This window comes from uncultured Acetatifactor sp. (assembly GCF_948601915.1).
GTDB lineage: Bacteria > Bacillota > Clostridia > Lachnospirales > Lachnospiraceae > Acetatifactor.
In genome coordinates this window covers 1-2,566 of sequence record NZ_CAPDXS010000045.1, presented here as the reverse complement: position 1 = coordinate 2,566, position 2,566 = coordinate 1, and the positions used below count along the sequence as shown (strand labels likewise).

The following is a 2,566-nucleotide window of genomic DNA, read 5'->3' as shown; positions in this document are numbered from 1 at the left end:
ATGGTCTTTAAACGGTTCTGCGCCGATGCGTTGACCAGGTTTGAGACAGATGGTATCATCTGCTTGAAAACCACTATCCCAAGCAATAGGATAAGGGGCACTAAGACCATACGGACGCCCAGCGCGCCGCCATATGCCCCTTCCACACGGTTCACGAATTCCGCGATTGCAAGCGCCTGCACCGTCGGCAGAAAGGCATTGATTACGGCAACCAGCAAGAGATATCCTGTATGGAAAGGTATCATTTTTATCATATCCCGCAGAAATACAAAGAGATTGTATTTCGTCTTTTTCCGGCTTTTCATTTTGGTTTTTCCTTCGCTCCACAGCCTTTTATTTTTTGATTATTTTGTACCAACCGGCACAACAGGCCCGGGAATCATCCCTTTGATACGAAATGTTTTGTCGGCTCATCTAAATGATATATTTCTTCTTTTAGGAATTCGGGATATATCGTTACATCTCGAATTTTCTCAATCGGCATCCACCCAATGACCACATCACAATTATCTTTTTGTGGTTATGATTGATTATGAACTATACGCCTGACGCTTGCAATGTATATTTATCAGCTCGCTTTCCACGGATACGCAATTCCGAAAATGGAAGAACGAAAAACAGGAAACTTTTTTCATAATTTCTTGTCTTGGTGTGCCGCTGTGACGGGCGGCGGTTATTCAGTTTGCTGTTTGCACAACTCTACAAATTAATTTCCCGCACTGGAACATACAAATAACAATACTCATGCATACCAACTTCCGGTTTGAAAAAACCATAATATTCAACCATTGGGAACGTGTCAAAAATGGAATTTTACAGGATTGATTGTTATAAACATTTTGCCTCTAACAGTTTCACAATATCTTCATAATGTTCCTGGCAGATAACCCGATAATGTATCCAGCCGCCATCGCCACAAGGATATTTATTATCAATGTGTTCCTGGGTGTATTTTTTCAGCTCCCCATAAACCGCTGCATACTGCACATCCGTTAATCTCATCATAACTGTAAATGCGCCATCTTCAGCAAAGATATTACACATAAGCTTTTTCTTTTTATAATGTCCGATTCCCCAACCGTATTTATTGCCATAAGGGAAAACCACTTTCTGATCTGTATGAAACATAGTAGTTAGCCAATCATTTATCCTGGAAAAGCGTTCTGCATTTTCCGAACAATATGTTGTCATTTCCTCTACGGTTGGAATATGCTGCTTATTCAGCATTCTCTCATACATAGCCGCCCTCCAATCCCAATTTACTGCTTTTACCGCACCGCAAAACCGGGATTTATTTTGCTTTTATCGGGATATAATAGTCCATCTGTTCATACCCCATTATTTTTTTCGCAAGCGGCGGCGTAATTATATTTCCTAATTCTGAACGTGATGTGTCACGTTTAAATCCATTTTCGCTTAGAAACTGGTCAATCTCTGTGTCCATTAGCCCCTTATCTGTCTTCTGGTCTATGTCCGTTGCTACAGCATAAAGACTGCCTTTGAAGTCTATTATTTCAAATTCGTTTGGAACATTCATTCCATCTTCATACATATACAGCCAGACAAAACCCTCTCCTGCCCAAAATAGGAAATCTTTCGGAAATAACCCTCTTTTTTGTGAAGATAACCATTCGTCAAATAGATTGAAATTCCCCTCTCCGAACATACCTGTTCGAGACGAAACCATTTTACAGGCCGGCATTTCATAAATTCTTACACTTTGCATTATTGTCCCCCAGATTTTCGTTTTGTCAATGACTAAGTTATTATAGCATTTCACTCTAAAGAATGAAATAGATTTCCTTGCACTTTATAAAGAAAATTAACTTAAGAAAAACAATACCGGAAATGTCCGGTTTATCATCATCTTATGTTTCCGGTGTTTTCTTCTTCGTCCAATTCCGCCTCGGCATCACGGATGATGTCCTCCGCAAAGTTGAGAGAGTACAATCAATTGGACTGGAACAAAAAAGAAACTACCTCAATGCATGTTGTGAATCCCAAAAGCCTTCCGCCTGCCTACAGCTTTGGCCTCCGGTTTTTCTTCCTGACACTGTCTCTGTTTTTCCGGCATAAACAGAACGAGACCTCCGAAGAAGTCTCGTTTTGTTCATGGAGTTATAAAATATAAAAGACTTCTTAATCAAAATAAGTACAAAACAGCCACAGCATAGCATTTATGCGGTACTGGCGGAAAGGAGGGAATTGATTATGAGTCACGATTTAACAGCATTATACGAGAGATTGAGCCATGATGACGAGTTACAGGGCGAGAGCAACAGCATATCCAACCAAAAGGCAATGTTGGAGGATTATGCGGAAAAGAACGGTTTTACGGGCATACGCCATTTTACTGATGACGGTATTTCCGGCACGACCTTTGAGCGTGAGGGATTGCAAGCCATGCTTGCAGAGGTAGAAAAAGGCAATATCGGTACTATCATTGTGAAAGACATGAGCCGACTGGGAAGAAATTATGTGCAGATGGGAATGTTACGGGAGCAGTTGCGCAGTTGTCAATTACAATGCAGGGGAACAGACCGCCACCCTCTACACAAGGGATAAG

Annotated in this window: 2 protein-coding genes and 1 pseudogene; 1 reads left to right on the top strand and 2 read right to left on the bottom strand. The window is 41.0% G+C overall.

What is annotated here, in order from left to right; all coding sequences use genetic code 11:
- Positions 1–828: 828 nt before the first annotated feature.
- On the bottom strand, positions 829–1,239 hold the full coding sequence (locus Q2B33_RS09635) for a DUF3788 domain-containing protein (protein ID WP_251208595.1): 411 nt from the start codon (positions 1,237–1,239) through the stop codon (positions 829–831).
- A gap of 52 nt (positions 1,240–1,291) precedes the next feature.
- Positions 1,292–1,726 carry an AraC family transcriptional regulator gene (locus Q2B33_RS09630; protein WP_300784497.1) on the bottom strand — a complete coding sequence of 145 codons (435 nt, stop codon included), beginning with the start codon at positions 1,724–1,726 and terminating at the stop codon, positions 1,292–1,294.
- Positions 1,727–2,211: 485 nt separating this feature from the next.
- Between Q2B33_RS09630 and Q2B33_RS09625 the strand changes: the two are divergent.
- Positions 2,212–2,511, top strand: a pseudogene (locus Q2B33_RS09625) (recombinase family protein); the annotation flags it as partial.
- Between the last annotated feature and the right edge of the window lie 55 nt (positions 2,512–2,566).